Source organism: Lentzea sp. NEAU-D7 (assembly GCF_026242055.1).
Classification (GTDB): Bacteria; Actinomycetota; Actinomycetes; order Mycobacteriales; family Pseudonocardiaceae; genus Lentzea.
Window position 1 is genome coordinate 15075 of the sequence record NZ_JAPJDL010000024.1, and the last position, 22887, is coordinate 37961.

21 protein-coding genes are annotated in these 22887 nt (G+C 70.0%); 8 read left to right on the plus strand and 13 right to left on the minus strand.

Annotation, left to right across the window (positions count from 1 at the left end; genetic code table 11):
• Positions 1-9: 9 nt before the first annotated feature.
• Positions 10-2241 carry a HelD family protein gene (locus ORI60_RS35865; protein WP_266042580.1) on the plus strand — a complete coding sequence of 744 codons (2232 nt, stop codon included), beginning with the start codon at positions 10-12 and terminating at the stop codon, positions 2239-2241.
• Between the two features lie 57 nt (positions 2242-2298).
• Here the strand turns inward: ORI60_RS35865 and crcB are convergent, their stop codons facing one another.
• Genes crcB through ORI60_RS35880 form a run of 3 tightly spaced genes read right to left on the minus strand, consistent with a single transcriptional unit; the run spans position 2299 to position 3384 of the window.
• Positions 2299-2637, minus strand: coding sequence for a fluoride efflux transporter CrcB (crcB, locus tag ORI60_RS35870; protein WP_266042456.1), 339 nt, complete (start codon positions 2635-2637; stop codon positions 2299-2301).
• The gene (locus ORI60_RS35875) at positions 2634-2960 is read right to left on the minus strand and encodes a fluoride efflux transporter FluC (RefSeq protein WP_266042457.1); all 327 of its coding nucleotides are present in this window, start codon (positions 2958-2960) and stop codon (positions 2634-2636) included. The genes crcB and ORI60_RS35875 overlap by 4 nt, the downstream gene beginning before the upstream one ends.
• The gene (locus ORI60_RS35880; protein WP_266042458.1) at positions 2941-3384 is read right to left on the minus strand and encodes a MarR family winged helix-turn-helix transcriptional regulator; all 444 of its coding nucleotides are present in this window, start codon (positions 3382-3384) and stop codon (positions 2941-2943) included. The genes ORI60_RS35875 and ORI60_RS35880 overlap by 20 nt, the downstream gene beginning before the upstream one ends.
• Positions 3385-3441: 57 nt before the next feature.
• Here ORI60_RS35880 and ORI60_RS35885 point away from each other — a divergent pair, with 57 nt between their 5' ends.
• The 3 genes from ORI60_RS35885 (at position 3442) to ORI60_RS35895 (ending at position 7381) form a co-directional block, all read left to right on the plus strand.
• Positions 3442-4476 carry an MFS transporter gene (locus ORI60_RS35885; RefSeq protein WP_266042459.1) on the plus strand — a complete coding sequence of 345 codons (1035 nt, stop codon included), beginning with the start codon at positions 3442-3444 and terminating at the stop codon, positions 4474-4476.
• Positions 4477-4549: 73 nt separating this feature from the next.
• Entirely contained in the window at positions 4550-5353 is an 804-nt protein-coding gene (locus ORI60_RS35890; protein ID WP_266042460.1) for an SAM-dependent methyltransferase, read from the plus strand.
• Positions 5354-5407: 54 nt separating this feature from the next.
• A complete protein-coding gene (locus ORI60_RS35895) occupies positions 5408-7381 on the plus strand; it encodes a diguanylate cyclase domain-containing protein (RefSeq protein ID WP_266042461.1) in 1974 nt (657 codons plus the stop codon).
• Here ORI60_RS35895 and ORI60_RS35900 read toward each other — a convergent pair.
• From ORI60_RS35900 to ORI60_RS35920, 5 genes are all read right to left on the minus strand, one after another.
• Entirely contained in the window at positions 7347-8690 is a 1344-nt protein-coding gene (locus ORI60_RS35900) for an NAD(P)(+) transhydrogenase (Re/Si-specific) subunit beta (RefSeq protein ID WP_266042581.1), read from the minus strand. The genes ORI60_RS35895 and ORI60_RS35900 overlap by 35 nt on opposite strands.
• A gap of 11 nt (positions 8691-8701) precedes the next feature.
• Positions 8702-8968: an NAD(P) transhydrogenase subunit alpha gene (locus tag ORI60_RS35905; protein WP_266042462.1), complete on the minus strand. Its 267-nt coding sequence runs from the start codon at positions 8966-8968 to the stop codon at positions 8702-8704.
• Complete coding sequence (locus ORI60_RS35910) at positions 8965-10062, minus strand: NAD(P) transhydrogenase subunit alpha (protein ID WP_266042463.1); 1098 nt, start codon at positions 10060-10062, stop codon at positions 8965-8967. The genes ORI60_RS35905 and ORI60_RS35910 overlap by 4 nt, the downstream gene beginning before the upstream one ends.
• A 107-nt stretch (positions 10063-10169) precedes the next feature.
• On the minus strand, positions 10170-11345 hold the full coding sequence (locus tag ORI60_RS35915) for a nitric oxide synthase oxygenase (protein WP_416234545.1): 1176 nt from the start codon (positions 11343-11345) through the stop codon (positions 10170-10172).
• Positions 11346-11527: 182 nt separating this feature from the next.
• Positions 11528-12601 carry an FAD-dependent monooxygenase gene (locus tag ORI60_RS35920; protein ID WP_266042464.1) on the minus strand — a complete coding sequence of 358 codons (1074 nt, stop codon included), beginning with the start codon at positions 12599-12601 and terminating at the stop codon, positions 11528-11530.
• Between the two features lie 70 nt (positions 12602-12671).
• Between ORI60_RS35920 and ORI60_RS35925 the strand changes: the two genes are divergently transcribed.
• The 4 genes from ORI60_RS35925 to ORI60_RS35940 all read left to right on the plus strand — a co-directional run bounded on the left by ORI60_RS35925 (position 12672) and on the right by ORI60_RS35940 (position 16303).
• Positions 12672-13208, plus strand: coding sequence for a TetR/AcrR family transcriptional regulator (locus ORI60_RS35925; protein ID WP_266042465.1), 537 nt, complete (start codon positions 12672-12674; stop codon positions 13206-13208).
• A gap of 125 nt (positions 13209-13333) precedes the next feature.
• The gene (locus ORI60_RS35930) at positions 13334-14875 is read left to right on the plus strand and encodes an ABC-F family ATP-binding cassette domain-containing protein (protein ID WP_266042466.1); all 1542 of its coding nucleotides are present in this window, start codon (positions 13334-13336) and stop codon (positions 14873-14875) included.
• A 31-nt stretch (positions 14876-14906) separates the two neighbouring features.
• On the plus strand, positions 14907-16115 hold the full coding sequence (locus tag ORI60_RS35935; RefSeq protein WP_266042467.1) for a cytochrome P450: 1209 nt from the start codon (positions 14907-14909) through the stop codon (positions 16113-16115).
• Complete coding sequence (locus tag ORI60_RS35940) at positions 16112-16303, plus strand: ferredoxin (RefSeq protein ID WP_266042468.1); 192 nt, start codon at positions 16112-16114, stop codon at positions 16301-16303. Before ORI60_RS35935 ends, ORI60_RS35940 begins: the two co-directional genes overlap by 4 nt.
• 94 nt (positions 16304-16397) lie before the next feature.
• Here ORI60_RS35940 and ORI60_RS35945 read toward each other — a convergent pair whose 3' ends face one another.
• The 5 genes from ORI60_RS35945 to ORI60_RS35965 form a co-directional block, all read right to left on the minus strand.
• A complete protein-coding gene (locus ORI60_RS35945) occupies positions 16398-19322 on the minus strand; it encodes an AfsR/SARP family transcriptional regulator (RefSeq protein WP_266042469.1) in 2925 nt (974 codons plus the stop codon).
• 281 nt (positions 19323-19603) lie between these two features.
• Complete coding sequence (locus ORI60_RS35950; protein ID WP_266042470.1) at positions 19604-20563, minus strand: transcriptional regulator; 960 nt, start codon at positions 20561-20563, stop codon at positions 19604-19606.
• A 282-nt stretch (positions 20564-20845) separates the two neighbouring features.
• The gene (locus tag ORI60_RS35955) at positions 20846-21040 is read right to left on the minus strand and encodes a ferredoxin (RefSeq protein ID WP_266042471.1); all 195 of its coding nucleotides are present in this window, start codon (positions 21038-21040) and stop codon (positions 20846-20848) included.
• A 1-nt stretch (position 21041) separates the two neighbouring features.
• Complete coding sequence (locus tag ORI60_RS35960) at positions 21042-22235, minus strand: cytochrome P450 (RefSeq protein WP_266042472.1); 1194 nt, start codon at positions 22233-22235, stop codon at positions 21042-21044.
• A 77-nt stretch (positions 22236-22312) separates the two neighbouring features.
• The gene (locus tag ORI60_RS35965; RefSeq protein WP_266042473.1) at positions 22313-22876 is read right to left on the minus strand and encodes a TetR/AcrR family transcriptional regulator; all 564 of its coding nucleotides are present in this window, start codon (positions 22874-22876) and stop codon (positions 22313-22315) included.
• Positions 22877-22887 lie beyond the last annotated feature (11 nt).

Here is a 22887-nt window from a genome sequence, read left to right on the forward strand (position 1 = left end):
CTCGCCGAAATGGAGCCGGAGCAGGAATACGTGGCCATGTTGTACGGCCGGCTCGACGACCTCCGTGAACAGACGTCGAAACGACTCGCACAGTCGTTGCGACAAACCGGCGGCACGCACCAGATGCGGTCCGAGCGCGACACGTCGGTCGCGATGTACACAGATCAACTGGCCCAGTACAGCGCGGTCGAGAACGGCCTCGCGTTCGGCCGGCTCGATTTCCACAACGAAGACCGTTTCTACATCGGCCGAATCGGTCTGTTCGACGAGGACAAGGAATACGAGCCGCTGCTGATGGACTGGCGCGCGCCCGCCGCCAGGCCGTTCTACCTCGCCACCGCCGCCTCCCCCGACGGCGTGCGGCGGCGCAGGCACCTGCGGACCCGCTCGCGCAAGGTGATCGGCCTCGACGACGAGGTCCTCGACATCAACTCGGCCGACGTGTCCCGCAGCGAGTCGCTGACCGGCGAGGCGACGTTGCTCGCCGCGCTGAACGAGTCGCGCACCGGCCAGATGAGCGACATCGTCGCGACGATCCAGGCCGAGCAGGACAAGATCATCCGGTCCGAGCTCAACGGCGTCGTCGTCGTGCAGGGCGGTCCCGGCACCGGCAAGACCGCCGTGGCCCTGCACCGGGCCGCGTACCTGCTCTACACGCACCGCCGGCAGCTGGCGAAGCGCGGCGTGCTCGTCGTCGGCCCGAACACGACGTTCCTGCGCTACATCAGCCAGGTCCTCCCCTCGCTGGGCGAGACGGGCGTGCTGCTGTCCACCGTCGGCGAGCTGTACCCGAACCTGACGGCGACCGGCCGCGAGTCCGCCGAGGCGGCGGCCGTGAAGGGCCGCATCCAGATGGCGGACGTGATCGCCGCGGCCGTGCGGGACCGCCAGGAGGCGCCGCCGTCCATCGAGATCCGCTTCGACAACGACGTGCTGCGCCTGGACCGACGCGCGATCTCCGACGCGCGGGGCAGGGCGCGCCGGACCCGCCGCCCCCACAACGAGGCACGGCGCACGTTCGCCCGCGAGATCATCTCGACGCTGTCGGGCATGGTCGCCAACCGCCTCGGCGGGCACCTGCTCGACAAGACCGACATGGACGACATCCGCCGTGAGCTGCGCGAGTCCGACGAGGTCCAGGCGGCGATCTCGTCGCTGTGGCCGGTGCTGACCCCGTTCTCGCTGCTCTCGGAGCTCTACCGCAACCCGAAGCGCCGCAACCGCGCGATGGCGAAGTTCACCCGCGAAGAGCGCGACCTGTTGCAGCGCACCACCGACGACTGGACGCCGGCGGACGTGCCGTTGCTGGACGAGGCGGCCGAACTGCTCGGCGAGGACGACACGGAGGCCAAGGCCCGCGCCGAGCGCCAGCGCCGCCAGGCCATCGAGTACGCCCAGGGAGTTCTCGACATCCTCGACCTGGAGGACGACGCGGACCCCGACATCCTGATGGCCTCGGACCTGATGGACGCCTACCGCCTGGCCGAGCGCCACGGCGTCGACCGCTACGAGACCGCCGCGGAACGCGCCGCGGCCGACCGCACCTGGACGTTCGGGCACGTCATCGTGGACGAGGCGCAGGAGCTGTCGGCGATGGCGTGGCGCACTCTGATGCGCCGCTGCCCCAGCAAGTCCATGACGGTCGTCGGCGACATCGCGCAGACCGGCGACATCGGCGGTGCGACCTCGTGGGGTTCCGTGCTGTCGCCGTACGTGCAGAACCGTTGGCGCCTCACGGAACTGACGGTCAACTACCGCACTCCGGCCGAGATCATGGAGGTGGCCGCGGACGTGCTCGCCTCGGTCGACGCCTCCCTGGTGCCGCCGACGTCGGTGCGCGAGACCGGCGTGGCCCCCTGGGTTTCCACCGTGTCGTCGTTCGCGTCCGAGGTGCCCGCGCTGATCGCCCGCGAGGTCGCCGCCGTCGGCGACGGCAAGATCGCGGTGATCGTGCCGGCCGCGCTGCTGCCCGCGGTGGGGTCGTCGATCGCCGACGCGGTACCGGGTTCGTCCGTGGGCAACGAACTGGAGGAGGCCCAGGTCGTGGTGCTCGGCGTGACCGACGCCAAGGGCCTGGAGTTCGACTCGGTGGTCGTGGTCGACCCGGACGGCATCCTGGCCGAGTCGCCGCGCGGCGCGTCGGACCTGTACGTCGCGCTGACCCGTGCCACGCAACGCCTCGGCGTCGTGCACACCGGGACGCTGCCGAACATGTTGGCCCGCTTGAAGGACGTTTCGTAGCGATCGGGTGGAGGCCTGGGTGGCGACTGGAACGCCCCCAGGCCCACCGCGGCGGCGTCAGCGCGCCAGGGCAAGACCGACAGCCGCCGCGCCGACCCCGAGCACCACGCTGACCAGAACGTTCAGCAGCGCTGCCCGGTACTTCTCGGTCTCCAGCAGCTTCACCGTCTCGTAGCTGAACGTCGAGTACGTCGTCAGCCCGCCGCAGAACCCGATGCCCAGCAACGGCATCCAGGACGTCCCGACGACGAACCCGATGAGCAGGCACCCGGCGACGTTGACCGTCAAGGTGCCCCAGGGGAAGCCGGAGGAGTGCCGCGACTGCACGAACCGGTCGAGCAGGTAGCGGGCCGGCGCACCGAGAGCGGCACCGAGGAACACCACGAGCACGGTCACCGAGTCACCCTCAGCCCGAGAAACGCCGCCAGCACAGCACAAACCGGCGTGGCCAGCAGCGCCCACGACCACGACACCGCGTACGACGAGAACGTCGTGAAGCCGCCCAGCAAGCCGACCCCGAAGAACGCGCGCACCAAAGGCTTCGGCACCAGGCCCATCAGCACGCCGATCAGGAACGACCCCAGCACGTTGATGACGAACAACCCCCACGCGCCCGGCACGAACACCGACAGGCCGTAGCGCGCCACACCGCCGAGCCCTCCGCCCAGCGACACCAGCGAGACGAACGCCAGCGGACGGTCAGCTCGTGGGCTCGGCAAGGTGCTCCACCAGGTGATCGAGAGCCTTCAACGCGCGCACGACGTCCTCGCGTTCGGACGACTCCAGCTTGGCCAGTGCGGCACCGATCCGCTTCTCGTGCTCGCGCTGCCAGACGAGCAGCTGTTCGTGTCCACGGGGTGAGACGGACAGTCGCGCTACCCGTCTGTCCCTGGGGTCTCCGCCGCGGACGACGAGGCCCGAGTCGATCAGTTGGGACACCAGTCCGGACACGGTGTTGGGGGCCAGGCGCAACGCGGCGGCCAGGTCGCCGACCTTCATCGGCGGGCGCTCCGCGAGGGTCTGCAGCAGCTCTACCTGCGCCATCGGCAGGGATTCCCACGGCCAGTCGGCCCGGATGCTCGTCCGCAACGCCCGGCGCAGGCGAGTGACGACGTCGGTGAGCGTGCGGGCTTCGTCTGACATGCGGAAATCCTACTGAACCTCCGGCAATAGCTCTGTGTCAGATATAATCTGTTCACGATGAACTGGTTCGTCACGGAGTCGCCCAGACCGGCGTGGATCGCCCGCCGGTCGTACGCGCCTTGGCTGGTCATAGCGACGGTCTGCTTCGGCGCGTTCATGGGTCAGCTCGACGCCTCGATCGTCACGCTGGCGTTCCCCGCGATGAGCGCGCACTTCCACGCCGATCCGGAGTGGATCTCGCTCAGCTACCTGATCACGCTCGTGGCGCTGCTCGTCCCAATGGGCAGGATCGCGGACCGGGTAGGGCGCAAGATCGTCTACATCTACGGGTTCGCGTTGTTCACCGGAGCATCCATCGCGTGCGTGTACGCGCCGGGGTTCGACGCGCTCATCGCGGCGCGGATCGCTCAAGCCGTCGGCGCGGCGATGCTGCAGGCGAACAGCGTCGCGCTGGTGACCACGGCGGTCGCGCCGGAGCAGCGGCGCAGGGCGCTCGGCGTCCAGGCCGCGGCGCAGGCGGCCGGGCTGGCGGCGGGGCCGTTGCTCGGCGGGTACCTCACCGAGAACTTCGGGTGGCAGGCCGTTTTCGCGATCAACGTGCCCATCGGCGTCGTGGCCCTGGTCGCGGGTCACTACCTGCTCCCCCGCACGAAGACCGCACGGGACCGGGGAAGGCCGACGTGGCGGGTGCTGCCGGGGCTGGCCGGGGTGCTGCTCACCTACGCCGCCTTGTTCGCGCCGATGACGGTGCTGCCGTTCACCATGCAACAACCCCTGGCACGGATAGGGCTCACGGTCGCCGCGTTGCCGATCGGGTTCGCGATCGCGGCGATGTTGCTGAACAGGCCCGGCGTCGGGACCGGGGCGCTGGTCACCGCCGTCGCGCTGCTTCTGCCCGTGCCGCAGGTGGTCCAGCTCGTCGTCGCGGGCATCGGGCTCGGGATCATCGCGCCGGCCTGCACGAAACGCGTCATGGGTGCGCTGCCGGAAGGCTCGGCGGGGGTCGGGAGCGGGCTGGTCAACGTCGCACGAGGGCTCGGCACGGCGCTGGGTGTCGCCGTGGCGACGCTGCTGGTTCACGCTTTCCAGTGACGGCAGTGGTTCTGCTGCAGCAATGATTCCCATGCCCTGCCGCATCCGTGTGGCGCCTCGATAGCCTGGGCGCATGTCTGAACGGGTGAGCTGGGTTCCGGAAGGCGTCGACACGGGCAAGCCGAGCGCCGCACGTCTGTACGACTACCTGCTCGGGGGAGGGCACAACTTCGCGGCCGATCGGGCGCTGGCGGAGAGGTTCCTGCAGGCCCAGCCGAACGCCCGCACGATCGCGCGGCTCAACAGGGCGTTCCTGCGCCGAGCAGTGCTGTTCATGATCGACGGTGGCATCCGCCAGTTCCTCGACCTCGGTTCCGGCATCCCGACGGTCGGCAACGTGCACGAGATCGCGCAGAAGGCCGACCCGGAGGTCCGCGTCGTCTACGTGGACTTCGAGGAGGTCGCGGTCGCGCACAGCCAGCTCATCCTGGAGCACGACCCGCGCGCGACGATCGTCCAGGAGGACATGACGAGGCCCGCCGCGGTGCTGCGGGCGGCGCGCGACAGCGGCCTCATCGACTTCTCGCAGCCCGTCGGCGTGCTCACGGCCGGCGTCTTCCACTTCGTGCCGCCGCAGGCCGACCCGAACGCGATCGTGGCGGCGTACCGCGACGCCGTGCCGTCCGGCAGCTACCTCGCGGTCTCGCAGTTCACCCAGGACCTGCAGCCCGAGGAGATGGCGGGCGTGGTCGAGGTCATGAAGAAGAGCCAGAACCCGATGTACCCGCGCACGAAGAGCGAGATCGAGGCGCTCTTCGACGGTTTCGAACTGGTGGAGCCCGGCATCGTGCCCACGCCGTTGTGGCGGCCCGAGGTCACGAACACCGACGATCCGGACAAGGCGGGCATCTACGCGGCCGTGGGCCGCAAGGTCTAGCGGGCCTGTCGTTGTTGGCCGCACGGCGGCGGATCCGTACGCTCTGTGCACAGGATGGAACTTCCTGAACTCGCCGCCCGCTGGATGCACGCGCTGACCTCCACCGCGTACATCCCGCTGTCCCACGCCGAAATCGAGCAGGCCCTGCTCGATTCGCTGCGCGCTCTGCCGGAGTCACCCGAATCGGTCGCCCGCCGGCTGGTGTCACTGCACGCGACCGGACCCGACTCGCTGCGGGTCACGATCGAGGTTCTCTCGCCCGCGTTCGAACTACCCGTCCTGGCCCGGTTGAGCTCCGCGTACGCGCACGCCATGCGGCTGGACGCGTTCGACCAGCAGGAGCAGATCAAGGTCGCGATCGTGCGGGCCAAGCAGCGGGTCGAGCGCACGCTGCGGGTCAGCCAGGCCCGGTTCCAGGAGGTGTTCGACTCCGCCGCGCTGGGAATCGTGATCACCGACCTCACCGGCAGGTGCGTCGAGGCGAACGACACGCTCGCCGAGATCGTGGGGCTCGACTCGGGTGCCGACCTCACCGACCGCGACCTGCGCGACTTCTACCACCCGGAAGACCTGGCCGCCTTGGGCGCCTCGTACCGGAAGGTGAGCGAGGGGCACGTCGACAGGTTCCGCGACCAGCGCAAGCTGATCCGCGCGGACGGCGAGCCGGTGTGGGTGCACCTCGTGGTGTCGGTGCTGCGGGACGCGGACGGCCGGCCGACGCACCACGTGACGATGGTCGAGGACATCAGCGAGCTGCACCTGCTGCAGCGCAGCCTCGACCACCAGCTGCTGCACGACTCGCTCACCGGCCTGTCGAACCGCCAGCACTTCCTCTCCCGGCTGGAACGGCGGCTCGACGGCGGCCCGATCACGCTGTACCACCTGGGCCTGGACGCGTTCTCGGTCGTCAACAACGGCCTGGGCCACGAGACCGGTGACAAGCTCCTCAAGATCGTCGCGCACCGCCTGGGCGAGCTCGCCGCCGCGAAGGACGCCGTGCTGGCGCGCGTCGGCGGTGACGAGTTCGCGTTGATGACGGTCTCGGACAACGTCACCTCGACCATCGAGGAGATCCAGGAAGCACTCGGCGAACCGACCTTTGTGGACGATCACGGCCTCGCGCTGTCGGTGAGCGTCGGCGTGGTGGACCGGCCGCCCGCGTTCGCGACCGCCGCCGAGCTGATGCGGTGCGCCAACGCGGCGCTGCGCCAGGCGAAGGCGCGGGGCAAGCGGCAGTGGGCCCTGCACGACCCGCACGACGACGCCCGCCGCCGCGGCAGGTACGCGCTGGCCGCGTCGATGCCGGGCGCGTGGGAGCACGGCGAGGTCGAGATCGTCTACGCGCCGGTGCACGACCTGGAGACCCAGGAGGTGCTCGGCGCCGTCGCCCGCCTGCACTGGGACGACCTGAGCCACAACGACACGATGGCGCTGGCCGACTCCACGGGGCTGTCGCTGCCGATCGGCCGCTGGCTGTTGCGGGAGGCGTGCGTGCAGGCCGCGAGATGGGTCGAGGAGTTCGGTGACGGAGCGCCCACGCTGCACCTCGTGCTGGGCGCCCTGCAGTCCCGCGACGAGGACCTGGTGGCCGACGTCAAGCGGGCGCTCGACGACACGGGGCTTCCGCCGGAACGGCTGCGGATCGCGCTGGACATCTCGTCGGTGCTGGCCGGCGACGACAACGCCCTGGTGCTGCACGACAGCGGCGTCGTCACGGCGCTGGACGGGTTCCGCGGCGGCCACGACGAACTGGCGGTGCTGACCGAGGTACCGGTCCGCTCGGTGATCACCCGCGCGCCCGCTCCGAGGCCGGATTCGCCGCTGCACCAGGCGATGCGCGCCCTCATCGAGACCGTGCACGGCTTCGGCGTGCGGTTCGGCGTCGACGAGGTGCACACCCCCGAGGACGCCGAGCACTGGCGGCGGGCGGGCGCGGACGGCGTGATCGGGCTGCTGCCCGCCCTGCCCGCGGCCGAGGTCACCGAGCTCCTGGCTACAGCTGCTTCACCGCGGCCAGAAGCTTCGTGAGCGAGTCCTTCGCGTCACCGAACAACAGCGTCGTCTTCGGGTTGTACAGCAGCTCGTTGTCCACGCCCGCGAACCCCGGCCGCATCGACCGCTTCATGAACACCACGGACTTCGCGCGGTCCACGTCGAAGATCGGCATGCCGTAGATCGGGCTCGACGGCTCGTCCCGCGCGCCCGGGTTCACCACGTCGTTCGCCCCGACGACCACGGCCACGTCGACCGACGTGATGCCGGGGTTGACGTCGTCGAGCTCCTTGAGCTGCTCGTACGGCACGTCCGCCTCGGCCAGCAGCACGTTCATGTGGCCCGGCATCCGCCCCGCCACTGGATGGATCCCGTACGCCACGGACACCCCGCGCCGTTCGAGCTGCGCCACGAGCTCACGCACCGCGTGCTGCGCCTGCGCGACGGCGAGGCCGTACCCCGGCACGACGACCACGTTGTTCGCGTACCCCAGCAGGATCGCGACGTCCTCGACCGTGCCCGACTTGACCGTGCGCTGCTCTTCCCCTTGCGCCACAGCGGTGGTCGCCTTGAACGCGCCGAACAGGATGTTGGCGAGCGACCGTCCCATCGCCTGCGCCATCAGCCGGGTCAGGATGGTGCCGGACGCGCCGACGAGCGTGCCCGCGACGATCAGCAGCGTGTTCGCCAGCACGTAACCCGACGCGGCGACCGCGAGACCGGTGAACGCGTTGAGCAGCGAGATGGCGATCGGCACGTCCGCGCCACCGACCGGCAGCACGAACAGCACGCCGAGGGCCAGCCCGACGACCGCCAGCAGCCACAGCAGCAACCCGTTCGGCACCGCCATCGTCACCGCGCACAGGGCGACCGACGACGCGGCGGCCGCGATCGCGAGCTGCTGCCCGGCGGGCAAAAGCACCGGGCGGGTGGTCATCAGCTCCTGCAGCTTCAGGAACGTGACCACGGAACCGGAGAAGCTGACCGAGCCGATCAGCACCGTCAGCACGGTCGCGAGCCGGAACAGGACAGTCGTGTCCGGTACCGCGAAGAACTCGGCCAGTGCCACCAGAGCCGCCGCGGCGCCACCGACTCCGTTGAACAGCGCCACCATCTGCGGGATGGCCGTCATCTTCACCGACCGCGCGGCGGGGATGCCGACCGCGACACCGAGTGCGACGGCGACCAGGATCCACAGTCCGTTGTGGACGACGCCGTGGACGTACGCGGTGACGACGGCGACCAGCATGCCGAACGCGCCGATGAAGTTGCCGTAGCGCGCGTATTTGGGCGAGCTCAGGCCTTTCAGCGCCAGGACGAAGCACACCGACGCGACGAGGTACATCAGCTGGACCGTCACCTCTTGAACATCTCCAGCATCCGGTCGGTCACCACGAACCCGCCGACGACGTTGACCGTGGCCAGGAAGACCGCGATCAGCCCCAGAACCAGTTCCAGGGTGCTCTCGGCGGACCCCGTGATCAGGATCGCGCCGACGAGGATCACGCCGTGGATGGCGTTCGCACCGGACATCAGCGGCGTGTGCAGGATCGTGGACACCTTCGAGACCACCTCGAAGCCCACGAACACGGCCAGCACGAAGATCGTCAGCAGGTCGATCACGGCAACTCCTTGCGGATCCGGCCGTCGTGGGTGAGGCAGCAGCCGTCGAGCACCTCGTCCGAGAGGTCCGGCACGACCGAGCCGTCCGCGATCATGAGCTTGAGCAGGTTCAACACGTTGCGCGAGTAGAGCTTGCTGGCGTGCACCGGCATGGACGACGGCAGGTTCAGCGCGCCGTGCACGAGCACGTCGCCGACCCAGATCTCCTGGCCCGCGACGGAACCGGCGTAGTTGCCACCGGACTCCGCGGCCAGGTCGACCACGACGGAGCCGGGCGCCATGGCCTTGAGCATGTCCGTCGTGACGAGCACCGGGGCCTTGCGGCCGGGGATGGCGGCCGTGGTGATCACGACGTCTGACGCCGCCACGTGCTCGCCGATGAGTTCCCGCTGGCGTTCCAGGAACTCCTCGGACTGCGCGGAGGCGTAGACGCCGGACTGCGTCTCGAGTTCGAGCTCGATGAACTTCGCGCCGAGGCTGCGGACCTCCTCGCCCGCGGCCTTGCGCACGTCGTACGCCTCGACGACGGCGCCCAGCCTGCGTGCGGTGGCGATGGCCTGCAGGCCCGCCACGCCGGCGCCGAGCACCAGCACCTTCGCCGGCGGCACGGTGCCGGCGGCGGTGGTGAACATGGGCAGGAAGCGCGGTAGTCGTTCGGCGGCGACCAGGACGGCACGGTAGCCGGCGACCAGCGCCTGGGAGGACAGGGCGTCCGCGCTCTGGGCACGGGTCACGCGGGGCAGCAGGTCGAAGCTGAACGACGTGACGTTCCGCCGCGCATAGACGTCGAGAAGTTCCCGCTCGCCTTGGGGCTGCAGGAAGCTGATGGTGATGGCGCCCGGTTTCAACGCGGAGGCCTGGGCGGTGGTCAACGGCTGCACGGACACGACGACGTCGGACTCCGGCGTCGGGTCCTCGAGCGCCACCACGGCCCCTGCCGCGCGGTACGCGGCGTCGAGGGCGTGGGCGTGACGCCCGGCGCCTTCCTGTACGTGCACGGTCAGTCCAGCGTCGACCAGCGACGACACCGTTTCCGGTACGCAGGCGACTCGGCGCTCGGCGGGCCGCGACTCTGCGGGGGTTCCCACTCTCACCGTACGCACGTTACGCGATCAAAGGTGACCTGGGCCGCATCACAGTTGCCAGAGCACACCGGACCGGCGGACCCGGCCGCCGCCGCGGCCGGGGCGAGCACCGCGGATCAGTGGGACACAGGACATCCGGAGGGCTCGGCCGAGGGGAAGAAGTTCGGCAGCAGCTCCTCCGTGTCGTAGTAGCGGTGGTAGACCGGTGTCAGCCCGCCCGACACGGGTGGCACGATCCAGGACCAGTCCGCGGGGCAGGTGCGTCCGGCGGCCTCCTCCTTCTCCAGGTGCGTCAGGAACCTCTGCGACTCCGTGTGGTGGTCCGTGATCGTGACCCCGGCCTCCGCGAACGAGTGCAGGACGGCGCGGTTGAGCTCCACCAGAGCTCGGTCGCGCCACAACGTCGCCTCCGACGACATGTCCAGGCCCATTCGCTTGGCGAGGTACGGCAGCAGGTCGTAGCGGTCGTGGTCGGCCAGGTTGCGGGCGCCGATCTCGGTGCCCATGTACCAGCCGTTGAACGGCGCGGACGGGTAGTCGATCCCGCCGATGCGCAGGCGCATGTTGCTGATGGCGGGGACGGCGTGCCACTTCACGCCGAGCGCCTTCAGCCACGGGAAGTCCGGGTGGGACAACGGGACTTCCAGCACGTCGTCGGCGGGGATCTCGACGAGCGCGGGTTCCTGGCCCTTGCAGGACACCATGAGCGGCAGCACGTCGAACGGGCCACGTGTGGACGGCGGCTGCCAGCCTCGCTTCAACGCGAGGTCGGTGAGGGCGAGGTTGCGCGCGTCGCCGAGCACTCCGCCGTCGGAGCCGCGGTAGGCGGCGTAGCGGATGATCTGCTCGTTGACGATCCGCGGCGCGTCCATGCCCGGCTCTGCGGGGGCGAAGATCGTGATGACGGGCCGGATCTTGCCCTTGTTGGTGGCGACGCGGAGGTGCTCGACGCACTGTTCGGCCACTTCGGCGGGAGCGGACAGCTCCCGCTGGTCGCGCACTTTCAAGCTCCGCCAGTAGAGGCGTCCGATGCAGCGGGAACTGTTGCGCCAGGCCACCCTGGCACCGAAGGTCAGTTCGGCGGTGGTGTGGCGGTAGGTACCGGTCGCGGCGATCTCCGCGTGCACTTCGGCCAGCCTGGCCTCGACGGGACCGAGGTCCGGGTTCTCGGTGTGGTGCTGCCGGACGAAGTCCTCAGCCTCGGCGATGTCGATCTCGCCGGTGTTCTCGACCTGCGCCGAGGGAAGCGCCGTGAGGGAACGGGGCATCACGTCAGTCGGGACGGGGGTCATGGCGAGGCACCGTAGTTGCGCTTTCGTGGAGTAGGAACCGCCTGTCGCGCTACGCCATCTGGATCACTGGACCGCGTCCGACACGCTCAGCAAGTACTTGATCCTACAACCGGGTGACAAAGGGCGCGACAAAGGGTGGTTCTGGACCGTTATCGCGCCGACACCAAACATTGACCGGTGATTCAGTTCACCACCGGATTCGACCCGTTCGAGTGAACTTCGGCGGGTACCTCCCACGACGAGAAGCGCGTCATCCCGCGTATCGCCAAGGAAGGCGGGACCGCCCGGAAAGCGAGGTTCCGCAGCGCCAACGCCACAGGTGAGCGGACTTCGATGCCGAACTTCCCCGCCATCCGCGAGGCTTTCCACACCGATTGGGCCCGCGGCCGCCGCAATGCGTCGTAACGCGCGAGATCCCCGTTGACCGAGGCCAGCGTCACCGCGTCTTCCAGCGCCATGCACGCCCCCTGACCGAGGTACGGCGTCATCGCGTGCGCGGCGTCGCCCAGAAGTGCCACCCGGCCGCCCACGAACGTGGGTAGCAACGGCAGTTCGTAGATGTCGTGCCGGATCACGTCCGGGGTGGACGCCAGCAGTTCCGGCACCGGGTCGTGCCAGTCGGCGAACAGCGCCACCGGGTCCAGGTCGGCCGAGGCCGGCGCGACGGCCGCGACGTACCAGCAGACCCGGCCGTCTCCGAGAGGCAGGACGCCCGCCTCGCAGCCGGGACCGAGTGTCTGCGAGAGCGGCAGCTCGCAGGGCCCCGGCGCCACCCCTCGCCACGCCGTGGCCCCCGCGTACACCGGTCCCGGCGCGTCGGGCAGCAGTTCCGCGCGAAGGCGGCTGTTGATGCCGTCCGCCGCCACCACGAGATCCGCGTCCAGCTCGTCAACGCCGGTCACCTCGACGTTGTTGAAGAGGATCTCGGGCGGCAACGCGCGCAGCAGCACGCCGTGCAGATCGGCTCGGTGGATCGCGATGACGTTCTGCCCGGCGACGTCGGTCAGGTGCACCAGCCAGCGCCCGTCGGACGCCCTGACCCCACCGGACACGCGGGGCGTGCCCAGCCGGCGCACCTCGTCGGTGAGGCCCATCCACTCCAGCGCCCGCAGCGCGTTCGGCATCACGCCCACGCCCGCGCCGATCTCCCCGAAGGCCGCCGCGCGTTCGTGGACCACGACCTCCCAGCCCACGCGTCGCAACGACACCGCCGTCGCCAGCCCACCGATGCCGCCACCCACCACGATCGCCTTCACGGCGTCCTCCTCTACAGATGTAGAAGACTCTACAGCCGTAGACTACAGCTGTAGAGAGATGGGAAGCACAATGCGCAGAGACCTCATCGCGGACGCCGCGATCGACCTCGTCGCCGAGCAGGGCATGCGCGGGCTCACCCACCGCGCGGTCGACCGCCGCGCGGGCCTGCCGGAGGGCTCCACCAGCGCGTACTTCCGCACGCGCAAGGCGTTGGTCGAGGGGTTCGTCGCGCGCCTCGCGAACCAGGAGCAGCAGGACATCGCGCCCGATCCGGACGACGTCGCGGGCAGCATCGCGAGGACGATCGACAGCTGGCTCGTCGAGCGGAACAGGACGCTCGCGAGGTACGCGGCGATGCTGGAGGCCACGCACCACCCCGAGCTGAAGTCGATCATGGCGCACTCGCCGCGCGAGCAGGCCACCGCGATCGCGAAGATGCTCGGCCACGAGGACCCGGAACGGGCGGGCGCGCACCTCACGGCGTTCCTGGAGGGCCTGCTCTTCTACCGGCTCGTCGGCGCCGGCAGCACGGTCGGACCGACACCGGGCACCGAGGAGAGCGTCCGAGACCTCAAGGCGGCCGTGGAAAAAGCGTTGCGGCCGTAAGTACCGTGGGTTTCATGGGATTCGGGTACGGGGTCTTCTACCTCTGATCACGGACGTGTGCCACCGCGCAACACGTCCTGATTTCGCGTACCCAGAAGAGGATCCCCGTGCGTTCGCATGTTCATTTGACGACCCAAGATCTCACCAAGGGCTATGAGGCCGGGCCCGTCGTCGACGGCATCTCCCTGAAGGTCTCCGCCGGCCAGCGCCTCGGCGTCATCGGCGAGAACGGCCGCGGCAAGACCACGCTGCTCCGCCTGCTCGCCGAAGACCTGGCGCCGGACCAGGGAACCGTCACCCGCCACGGTTCGTTGAGCCTCGTACGACAGGAAATGCCCTTCCACGAGGGCGAAACGGTGGGGGACCTGCTGTCCGAGGCTCTGCGCGAAAGCCGCGAGGCACTGTCCGAACTGGACCGTGCGGCGGCGCCGTTCGACGAGCAGCGCTACGAGAAGGCACTGGCCCACGCCGAGGACGTCGAGGCCTGGGACGCCGAGCGCCGCGCCGAGATCGCGCTGAAGGCCCTCGACGCCGACCACGACCGAGCGACGCCGCTCGCCCGGCTCAGCGTGGGGCAGCGCTACCGGGTCCGGCTCGCGTGCCTGCTGGCCGAACGCTCCGACGTCCTGCTGTTGGACGAACCGACCAACCACCTCGACGCGGGTGCCCTGGCCTTCCTGACCGAACGCCTGCAGCACCACCACGGCGTCGTGGTGCTCGTGAGCCACGACCGCACGTTGCTGGACGAGGTCTGCACCCAGTTGCTCGACCTCGATCCCGCGCCGGACGGCGAGGTGCACCTGCACGGCGGCGGCTACCGGGCGTTCAAGGAGGCCAAACGCGCCGAGAGGCAACGGTGGGAGCAGCGGTTCGCCCAGGAGGAGGCCGAGCACGACGACCTGACCGAGAAGGTCGAGCGCGCCCAGTCCGGCCTGAGGGACGGCTGGCGCCCTCCGAAGGGCACGGGCAGGCACCAGCGCACGACCCGTGCGGCGAACAAGATGCGCAACGTCGCCCGCAGGCTCGAAGAGCTCGGCGACCAGCGCGTCGGCGCTCCCCCGCCCCCGCTGCGGTTCACGCCGCCCGAGCTGGAGGCGAGCGGCGACCTGCTGCACGCCACCCCGCTCGAAGTGCCAGGACGGCTGCGCCTCACCGAGCCGATCTCGCTCAGCGCGGGCGAGAAACTGTTGATCACCGGCCCGAACGGGGCGGGCAAGTCGACGTTGCTCGGCGTGCTCGCCGGCCGCGTCGCACCTGCCCGCGGCACCGTGCACCACGTCGGCCGGGTCGCCCTGCTGGCCCAGGAGTCCGCGTTCGAGAACGAGGACGCCACCGCGGTGCAGCTCTGTTCGCGTGTGGAGGACATCGGTCTGCTCAGAGGAGAAGACCTGGTGCGGCCGGTCCGCCGCCTGTCCACTGGGCAACGCAGGCGCCTGGAGCTGGCGATCCTGCTGAGCGGCTCGCCCCACGTCCTGCTGCTCGACGAACCGACCAACCACCTGTCGATCGCCCTGGTCGACGAGCTGACCGAGGCCCTGCACCAGACCAGGGCCGCCGTGGCCGTCGCGACCCACGACCGGCAGATGCGGACAGATTTCCGTTCATGGCGGTCCGTGGCCCTCGAATCAGCTTCACGAAGTAATGAAACTTCTGTAGCTTCGAAATAGGTCTTCTGCCGAGCACTGGGAGGTGTGCGAGATGACCGAACTGATCGCCGACGAACTGCCGATCACGCGCCAGAACCCGTTCGACCCGCCCGCCGAGGTGACCCGGATCCGCGAGCAGGCCCGCATCAGCAGGCTGAAGTTCGCCGACGGTCACCTCGGCTGGCTCGTCACCGGTCATCACCAGGTCCGCGAGATCCTGGGAAGTCCGAAGTTCACGAACGACCCCGGCAAGCACCACATGCTGGACGTCAGGTTCCAGGGGGAGGCGCCGCCGGAGAGGCGCAAGGTCGAGCCCGGCATGTTCCTGAGCCAGGACCCGCCGGACCACACCCGGCTGCGCAAGATGCTGCAGGGCCAGTTCACGGTCCGGCGGATGAACCAGCTGTCCGAGTGGATCGGCACGATCGTCGACGACCAGCTCGAGCACCTGCGGTCGCTGGGCGGCAAGGCGGACCTCGTGAAGGAGTTCGCGCTTCCCGTGCCGTCACTGGTGATCTGCGCGCTCCTCGGCGTCGACTACGACGAGAGGCACCGGTTCCAGGACGACACGACGAAGCTGCTGAGCCTGGACTCGACGTTCGACGAGGCCATGGCGGCCATGAAGCGCATCCAGGAGTTCATGCGCGAGCTGATCGTCCGCAAGAAGGCGGCCCCGGGCGACGACATGATCAGCGACCTGCTCGCCACCGGGGAACCGACCGACGAGGAAGCGTCGAACATGGCGCTGCTGCTCCTGCTGGCGGGCCACGAGACCACGGCGAACATGCTGGGACTCGGCACGTTCACGCTGCTGCAGCACCCGGACCAGCTCAAGGTCCTGCGCGACGAACCGGAGGTCGTCGACAACGCCGTCGAGGAGCTGATGCGGTACCTGTCGATCATCCACTTCGGACCGGTGCGCACCGCCACCGAGGACGTGGAGATCGAGGGCCACCTCATCAGGGCCGGCGACACCGTGCTGATGCACGTGCCGGCGGCGAACCGCGACCCGGAGAAGTTCCCCGGCAACCCCGACGAGCTGGACCTGCGCCGCCCGGCCAGCGGGCACGTGGCGTTCGGGCACGGCATCCACCAGTGCCTGGGCCAGCAGCTGGCCCGCATCGAGATGAGGATCGGGTTCTCCAAGCTGTTCCAGGAGTTCCCGGACCTCCGCCTCGACGTCGACCCCGAGGAGGTGCCGCTGCGCACCGACATGGGGATCTACGGGGTCCACTCGCTGCCAGTAGCGTGGTCGGCATGAAGATTTCCGTCGACCAGACGAAGTGCTGCGGTTCGGGAATGTGCGTTCTGACCGACCCGGACCTGTTCGACCAGAACGACGAGGACGGCACGGTCGTCCTCCTGCAGGAACACCCGGACGCCGGGCACGAGGCCACCGCGGAGGAAGCGGCGAACCTCTGCCCGGCGGGCGCGATCACGATCAGCTGATCCGCCGCGCGTTGCTGACCCGCCAGGCGACACCCGTGCCCGTCGCCTGGCGCCAACGCCCGCACGGGGTCGCGGTCCTGAGCCAGAACCGGGGCTAGGACGTCGCGAGGCGGAGTTCGTCGACCTCCGCCTGGAACCCCGCGGCCGTCAGCGTCTCCTCGGCCAGCTGCCAGTAGTCCCGGGCCTCGTCGCCCCGGCCGGACCGCTCCAGGGCGTTGCCCATCACCCTCAACGACCGCCCGAGCTCCGGCGGAGAGCCCATCTTCCTGGCCTGCTCCACGGCCAGCGAGGCCAGGCTCAGCGCCTCCTCGGCGGACGAGGCCAGCCCGGACCTCAGGCGCCACACCCAGATGCGGCCCTGCCGGTCGTCGTGCTCCTCGAAGAACTCCCAGGCCTGCCGCAGCTGCTCCTCGGCCAGGGAGTTCTGGCCCGACCGCACCAGCGTGTCCGCCAGGAACAACCGGATGTTGGCCGCGAGATCCGGATCGCCGAGCTTCTGCGCGGCGGCCAGCGAGGACCGCAGGAACGCGGCGGACTCGGCCAGCTCGCCCGTGAACTGGTGCAGCCGCCCCAGTTCCAGGGTCGCCATCAGTTCGCTCTGCTCGTCCCCCAGCTGCCCCGCGACGCGGCGGGCGCGTTCGAGGTACTCCTGGGCGGCGGCCAGCCCACCGGCCCGGCGCTCGATGGCGCCCAGCGAACACAGGACCTCGATCTCGCCGTGCGGGTTGCTGGAGACGACGAACCGGGTCATGGCCTCGCGATGGGCCTCGCGGGCCTCCGCGGACCGCCCGCTCCACTCGTGCATCCACCCCATGCCGTACCAGGCGTAGGCCTCGCCCCACACGTCACCGGCGGCGGCGAAGCCTTCCTGCGCGGCCTGGAAGTCGGCGGAGGCCGAGGCGTAGTCGTGCAGCCGGGCCCGCAGGATCCCGCGCTGCTGGAACAACATCGGGCGGCGTGCGGGAGGTGCGCACGAGAGTCCCAGCGCGTTGATCTGCTCCCAGTCGTCGAACCGGGCCCGCAGGTCGCAGAAAGCGGCCGACCGGATCGCCAGCTCGGCGGCCAGCGACCCGAGGCCCAGCGCCGCTGCCTGGGTGATCACGGCGTGGATGTTCAGCCACTCCGCGTCGAACCAGTCGGCCGGGTCGCCGAGGTCGAACCGTTCCAGCGCAAGGGGTTCGAGCCGGACGCCCTGGTGCGGCAGCTCCACGTCGGCCCGCATCGCGAGGTCGAGCCACTGCTCGAACAACGCCTGGAGCGCGACGGCCGGGTCCTCGGAAGCGGCCTCGCGGCCGTAGGCGCGCAACAGGTCGTGCAGCCGGTAACGCACCTGCCCCAGCACATCGCGTCCCGCGTAGTCGACCAGCCGGGCGTCGACCAGCGCCTCGACGTGGTCCTCCGCGTCGTCGAGGTCCAGCCCCAGCAACGGCGACGCCACCCAGGCGGGGAAGTCCGGTGTGTCGAGCAGCGACAGCAGGCGGAACGCGGTCTGGTGCGACTCGCCCAGACCGTCGTAGGACAAAGCGAGCGAGGCGCGCACGTCCAGATCGCCCAGCGACAGCTCGTCGAACCGGCGGCGTTCGTCGGACAACCGGCCGGCGAGCTTCGCGAGCTGCCAGTGCGGGCGGGCCACCAGCCTGGCCGCGGCCACCCGCAACGCGAGCGGCAGCTTGCCGCAGTAGTCCACGATCTCCTGCGCCGCACCGGGTTCGGCGGCGCACCGGGCCTCGCCGACGGCGGCCCGCAGCAACGCCAGCGCATCGGTGGAGGGCAGTACGTCCAGCGGCACGACGTGTGCGGCCTCCAGGCCGGCCAGCGCGGCGCGGGAGGTCACCAGCGCGGCACCGGAGGTGGTCCCCGGCAGCAGCGGACGCACCTGGGCCTCGTTCACCGCGTTGTCCAGCACGACGAGGATCCGCCGGTCCGACAACAGGTCCCGGTACAGGTCGACCCGGTCCTCCACGGAGGACGGGATCGCGCCGCCGGAGACACCGAGTCCGCGCAGCAACCGGTCCAGCGCCGCGGCCGGCTCGACGGGCTTCTGCTCGCCGCCGCGCAGGTTGAGGTACAGCTGCCCGTCCGGGAACGTGTCGCGGACGGCGTGGGCGCAGTGCACGGCCAGCGAGGTCTTGCCGACGCCACCGGGGCCGGTGATCGTCCACGTCCCGCCGGCGCGCAGCCCGGCCGTCAGGCGGGCCACCTCGCCGGACCGCCCGGAGAAGTCGCCGACCGCGGGCGGCAGCCACGAGGGTCCGGACTGGACGGCGACCGGCGCGGAGGAACCCGCCAGCACCTCCATGTGCAGCGCGCGCAGCTCGGCGTTCGGGTCGATGCCGAGCTCGTCGGCGAGCACGTCGCTGGCCCGCCGGTAGACGTCCAGCGCCTGCGCCTGCTGGCCGGTGCGGTGCAGGGCGAGCATCAGCTGGTACCAGAAGCGTTCGCGCAGCGGGTGTTCCGCGACGAGCGACCGCAGCTCGTCGACGATCTGGTCGTGCCGGCCCAGCTGCAGCTCGGCGTCGTTGCGGCGTTCCAGCACCTCCCAGCGCTGTTCGTTGAGCCGCTGCACGTCGGTCTGTTCCATCCGCAGCGACGACACCTGGTCCAGGGCCGGGCCGCGCCACAGCGCCGCGGCCTCACCGAGCAGGCGGGCCTCGGTCTCCAGGTCGGGCGCGCGGCGGGCCTCGGCGCGCAGCCGCTGGAACGTCAGCAGGTCCAGCTGGTCGTCCTCGACGTGGATCGAGTAGCCGGTGGGCCACGTGCGGACGAGCTTGCGGTCGGCCAGGTCGTCCAGCGACTGCCTCAACCGCATGACGTACGTCTGCAAGGTCGCGCGCGCCGAACCGGACGGCTCTTCGCCCCAGAGGTGCTCCATCAGCTCGTAGGACGACACCGGCGCGTTCGCCTTCATCAGCAGTGCGGCGAGCAGGACACGCTGCTTGGCCGAGCGCAGCTCCACGACCCGGCCTGAGTCGATGACCTGCAACGATCCGAGAACCCTGAACCCCCACCGCCGTTGCATGAGCCGATCCTAACCAGCCGGTAACCCTAGGTGTCAGCGAAATGTCAGCGGGTCACGTGATGCTTCTCGCCCATGAGCACGACAACCTCCGTCGCCGCCGCGGCGTTGTCATCGGGAGTGGTGACTTCCGGCCAGGCCGAAGTCCGCTCCGACATCCGCTGCTGAGGCACACCAGGCTGGAGCGGCGTCTTGGCCCCCCAGCGGGGCGCCGCTCCTCTTCAGACGGTGTCACCGGGGCCCGAAGCCCAAACCTCTCCTCGGGCCCCGGTGCCGCCTCCGGCTCAGGCCGCGCCGCGCGACGCCGTCATGAACTTCCCCAGGCGCGACGCCAGGTCGTCCGCGGCCTCGTTGCCCCGCAACCGTTCCGCCTCCACCTTCAACGGCCTCATGCGGTCCCGCGTGCGGGCCGAGCGGATGGGACCGGACAGCGCGATCGCCTGTTCCCCGATCTCCCGTGCCTGTTCGGCGTCGTTCTGCACGAGGTAGTTCATCGCGAGCGCGGCCAGCCGGAACGACTGGCTGCGCGACGCCTCCGCTCCGTCCGAGGAGATCGCCCTGGTGAGCAGCGGGATCGCCGACCGGGCGTACTTCACGTCGCAGGTGCGCGCGAGCTCGGTGTGCACCATGCCGCCGATCGACACCAGGTCGGCCAGGTCGAAGAACCGCGCCCACGGCGGCGCGTCCTCGGTCTCGGACCGGTGGAACTCGTCCTCGGCGCGCGCGAACTGGCGCAGCGCCTGCCTTTCCGCGCCCATCTTCGCGAACGCCCACGCCTCGTTGGCGTGCAGGATCGACACGGCCAGGGTCGACCCGCTGGCCTGCGCGATGGGCAGACCCCGCTGGAACGACGACAAGGCGTCTTCCGGCAGCTCGTAGTGCAGGTGCACGCGCCCCATCCGGTAGTGGATGTTCGCTTCCAGCGCGCTGTTGCCCGACGCGCGCGCAAGGCCCATCGCGCGGCCGAAGTGCAGGTGCGCCGACTCGAGCAGGCCCATGTCGAACGACGCCCAGCCGGCCAGGTTGTGCAGGTCCGCGATGGCGACCTGGAGCCGGTGCAGCACCTGTCCGGACGAGCTGGTGTCGATCAGCGGGTTCGCCCAGTTCAGCAGCGCGACGCAGGCGTCGCGGCAGGCACCGCCGCCGTACTCGTGGTCGAGCGCCCGCAAAGCACTCGTCAGGGTCTCGACATGCCGCACGTCGGTCTTGTCCACACGACCGGAAAACGCATCGCCGTTGAACATAGGTCGGCCCTCCTGACGTGCGCACGCGCACCCCGCGAGGGATACCCGCTGCACACCGTCGGTACTCACCCGTGCCGCCGACACCATCCCGCTGTCAGGCCTGGCCGGGACAGGGCCTTTCGGCTCTCCCGGGGCACGCCGGCGCGACCGCCACAACGCCGTGGTGGTCGCGCCTACGATTTCGGACGGTGGTGGTGAACGGAAAGGGGCCAACGAGGTGTCACCGCACGGGAACTGAATCCATTCCCCGTGACGACTCCTCACCGGTTCGGCCGAGTCGGGTCACTCTTCCAGGGTGACCACCTGAGCGGGACACCTGTCCACCGCGTCACGAACGCCCGGCAGCAGGTCGGCCGGGGGTTCGGCGACCAGCACGACGCCGAGCCCGTCGTCGTCGGACTGGTCGAACACGTCCGGTGCGGCGAGCACGCACTGGCCCGATCCGATGCACCTCGTCTGGTCTATCCGGACCGTCATGTCACCACACCACCGGGATCTCGGCGGCGCCGTAGGTGATCATGTCGTTGCGGTACCTCATCTCCGTGACGGGCACGGCGGGGCGCAGGTTCGGGAACCGCTCGAAGAGCGTCCGCAGGCCGATCTGCAGCTCCGCTCGGGCCAGGTTCGCGCCGAGGCACTGGTGCGGGCCGAACCCGAAGCCCAGGTGCGACACGGCGTCGCGTTCCAGGTCCAGCTGCTCCGCACGCGGGCAGAGCGCCTCGTCGAGGTTCGCCATGAGCGACACGCTCACCCAGTCCCCCGCCTTGATCAGCACACCGTCGACCTCGACGTCCTCGGTCGCCCTGCGGGTGAGTCCCGGGCCGCCGAGCTGGCCGACCGTGTACCGCATCAGCTCCTCGACCACCACGTCCGCGCGGCTCGGGTCGCGCCGCAGGACCTCCAGCTGGTCGGGCTTCTCGAACAGGTGCAACGTGAAGAGGCCCAGGAAGTTCGACGTGGTCTCGTGCCCGGCGGCGAGCAGCCCGATGCAGAGGAAGATCAGCTCTTCCATGCTGAAGTCGGTGTCGTTGGCCATCAGGCCGATCATGTCGTCGTTCGTGCCCGCGGCCCGTTTCGCCTCGACGATCGGCGTGAGCACCTCCGCGAGCTTGGTCGCGTGCGCGAGGTACTCGTCCTTCGAGCCGTTCTTGCCGAACAGGTCGCCGGCCGTGGCCTGGAACAGCTCCTGGTGCTCCGGCGGCACGCCCAGCAGCTCGGCGATCACCAGCGACGGCAGCGGCAGGCACAGCGAGGCGACCAGGTCCGCGGGAGCGCCCTTGGCCTCCATCACGTCGAGGTGCTCGTCGACGATCTGCTGGATGCGCGGACGCAGTTCGTTCATGCGCTTGACCATGAAGCCGCGCGAGAGAGGACGGCGCAACCGCATGTGCTCGGCGCCGTCGATGCCGTTGATGTTGCCCGGCTGGTCGGGGTCGAGCACCTCCTCGCCGTTGTCGGTGCGCATCTCCGGCTGGCCGCCCTTGCGGGTGCTGAACCGCGGGTCGGAGAGCACCTGCCGGACACCGGCGTAGCTGGACACCATCCAGGCCTCGACGCCGTTGGGCCAGACCATCCTGACCGGCCCGTCGCTGACGGCCTCGGCGAAGCCGATCGGAGGGTGGAGCGGGTGGTCGCGTTCGTGGTGGACCGGGCAGACAGCGGCTTCAGTCACGGGAGTCCCCTCAACAGAACAGAACTGTTCTTTTGATTCCATGACCGAACGTAGCGAAGAAACTACTCCCTGACGAGTTATTTGGCCCTAAAGGTCCCGATGAGGGGTCTCAACAGGCCGTCGACGATCCCCTCGATCACACCCCGCTCCTCGGACCTGAGCACGAAGGTCGAGATCAGAGCGGTGATGAGGAAGTCCGCGTCGAGGCGCTCCGGCAGTTCGCCGCGCGCCTTCGCCCGGTCCACGGCGACCCGCAGGTGCTCCGTGTAGGCGCGGTCGATGTGCTCCTCGCGCAGGCACGCGAGGTCCGCGTCCTGGCGGCTGCCTTCGAGCAGCCCCAGGAAGATCCCGGCGGTGTCGAACGGCATCGGCTCGCCCCACGCCAGCAGGATCTGGCGGACGTCCTCGGCGAACGTGCCCTCGTCCGGCTGGGGCAGCTCGGGCAGGTTCGCCTTCAGGGCGTCGGTGATCAGCCGCGCCTTGGACGGCCAGCGCTGGTAGAGACTCGCCTTGCTGGCGCGCGCACGGCCGGCGACGAGGTCCATGTTGAACCGCGCGTAGCCCACCTCGGCCAGCACGTCGAGCACGGCGGCGAAGACCTCCCGCTGACGCTCCGGCGCGTCCAAAGGCGTGCGACCCAACGGCCCTCCCG

Coding starts and splice junctions, on each gene's coding strand:
- ORI60_RS35895 (WP_266042461.1), top strand. CDS start 5,408: ATGGAACTTCCTGAACTCGCCGCCCGCTGGATGCACGCGCTGACCTCC.
- ORI60_RS35885 (WP_266042459.1), top strand. CDS start 3,442: ATGAACTGGTTCGTCACGGAGTCGCCCAGACCGGCGTGGATCGCCCGC.
- ORI60_RS35900 (WP_266042581.1), bottom strand. CDS start 8,690: ATGTACCTCGTCGCGTCGGTGTGCTTCGTCCTGGCGCTGAAAGGCCTG.
- ORI60_RS35940 (WP_266042468.1), top strand. CDS start 16,112: ATGAAGATTTCCGTCGACCAGACGAAGTGCTGCGGTTCGGGAATGTGC.
- ORI60_RS35950 (WP_266042470.1), bottom strand. CDS start 20,563: ATGTTCAACGGCGATGCGTTTTCCGGTCGTGTGGACAAGACCGACGTG.
- ORI60_RS35890 (WP_266042460.1), top strand. CDS start 4,550: ATGTCTGAACGGGTGAGCTGGGTTCCGGAAGGCGTCGACACGGGCAAG.
- ORI60_RS35925 (WP_266042465.1), top strand. CDS start 12,672: ATGCGCAGAGACCTCATCGCGGACGCCGCGATCGACCTCGTCGCCGAG.
- ORI60_RS35945 (WP_266042469.1), bottom strand. CDS start 19,322: ATGCAACGGCGGTGGGGGTTCAGGGTTCTCGGATCGTTGCAGGTCATC.
- ORI60_RS35935 (WP_266042467.1), top strand. CDS start 14,907: ATGACCGAACTGATCGCCGACGAACTGCCGATCACGCGCCAGAACCCG.
- ORI60_RS35955 (WP_266042471.1), bottom strand. CDS start 21,040: ATGACGGTCCGGATAGACCAGACGAGGTGCATCGGATCGGGCCAGTGC.
- ORI60_RS35915 (WP_416234545.1), bottom strand. CDS start 11,345: ATGACCCCCGTCCCGACTGACGTGATGCCCCGTTCCCTCACGGCGCTT.
- ORI60_RS35865 (WP_266042580.1), top strand. CDS start 10: ATGGAGCCGGAGCAGGAATACGTGGCCATGTTGTACGGCCGGCTCGAC.
- ORI60_RS35880 (WP_266042458.1), bottom strand. CDS start 3,384: ATGTCAGACGAAGCCCGCACGCTCACCGACGTCGTCACTCGCCTGCGC.